This window comes from Streptomyces sp. MnatMP-M17, assembly GCF_900091995.1.
Lineage (GTDB): Bacteria > Actinomycetota > Actinomycetes > Streptomycetales > Streptomycetaceae > Streptomyces.
Genome location: NZ_FMDK01001232.1, coordinates 1 through 1465, shown reverse-complemented (window position 1 = coordinate 1465; position 1465 = coordinate 1). Strand labels below are relative to the sequence as shown.

Here is a 1465-nt window from a genome sequence, read left to right as displayed (position 1 = left end):
CGCCCGCGGCCGCGCTGTCCGCTGCCCAGCCCAACCGCTCGGCCCGCGCCTTCGCCCGCGTCGTCCGCGCCCTGGTCCAGCTCGGCGCCGATGCCGAGCACCAGGTCGCCGACATCGCCCGCACCGCAGGTCTGCGCCCCGGCCATGCCTCGCGCCTGCTGCTGACCGCGGTCGAGGAGCACTTCGCCGAGCACGGCGGCCGCTACGGCACCTACCGGCTGACCCGCGACGCCACCGCCCTGTTCGGCCCGGCCCCCGTCCGGCCGGCAACCCCGGCGATCACCGAGGCGCTGCACCGCCTGCACCAGGAGACCGGGCTGGCCGTGGCCTGGCACGAGCCGGGCTGGCGCCCCGGCACCGGCCTGCACCTTGACCTCGTCGAGGTGCTGTGCCGCCAGGCGGCCCTGCGCGCCGACGCCGCCCAGCTGCACAGCGACCTGTCCCGTACGGCCGCCGGCCGCATCGCGCTGGCCTACTTGCCGCCGCAGATGGCCAGCAACGCCGACGGCTGCCCCTTGCGCCTGCCCGAGCACCTGGCCCGCGCCGTCACCGGCAGCAGGATCGCCGCCAGCCGCACCGCTTCAACCCACAGCCTCGCCACGCCCGTTCAGCGCGGCAGTGCCCTCATCGCCACCCTCACCGTCACCGGGAGCCCTGCCGACTTCGCCGACCCGCTCACCGTGCAGGAGCACGCCGTCCTCCTGCGGCGCGCCGCCGCGCGCGTCAGCCTGTCCCGGACCGCCGACCTGCGCCAGACCGCCTGAACCGAGCCGACCCGGAAGGGATGCACCACCATGCACACCGCCCGACCCCTCGCCAACGGACTGAGCACCGACCACCCCCTGCCCGGCCTCGTGTTCGTCGACGACACCCATCTCCCTCTCGGCCAGAGCAGCCGGCTGAAGGACGCCGCGCTGAGCACCGGCGACTTCCACGGCCGGAGCGACGGCCAGTGGTGGGCCTACCTGCCCGACCCGGCCCGTCCGGAGCTGGCCTGGTGCGTCCGCCACCACCCCGTGCACGGCCGGTCCGTCCTGCTCTACCCCCTCTCCCAGGCGGCGGCCGTACTGCGCGAGTGGTGGGACGGGGCCCTGCTGCACCGTGCCGGCGGCTACTGGTGGGACGGGGCCACCTGGCACCGGCCCGGGCAGACCTGGGACCCCGAACGTGCCGCCTACCGTCCTCGGCCGGTGCCGGGCGCCATCACGATCACCGCCGACACCTACCGTGCCGAGCGGCCGGACGCCGCACCGGCCCGCCCGTACCGCGCTGCCGACATCGCCGCCGACGAACCGGCCCTCGCCGAGCACTGGCCCGATGACCTCGCCGTGTGGGCCGAACGGCAGACCGAGACCGGCGGCCGGCCGCTGAGCGCGTGCGTCATCACCCTGCACGCGCCGGAGCTGAACGCCTCCCAACTGCTGGGCGTGCCCGCCGTAGCCGCCACCGCCGGGATCTCCCCCTC

Annotated in this window: 1 protein-coding gene and 1 pseudogene; both read left to right on the top strand. The window is 76.1% G+C overall.

Features of this window, described 5'->3' with window-relative positions; all coding sequences use genetic code 11:
- Positions 1 to 764: IclR family transcriptional regulator (locus GA0115259_RS40970; protein WP_161230631.1), on the top strand; the 764-nt coding region annotated here is incomplete at its 5' end.
- A 30-nt stretch (positions 765 to 794) separates the two neighbouring features.
- Positions 795 to 1465 (top strand): annotated as a pseudogene (locus GA0115259_RS38130) (hypothetical protein); the annotation flags it as partial.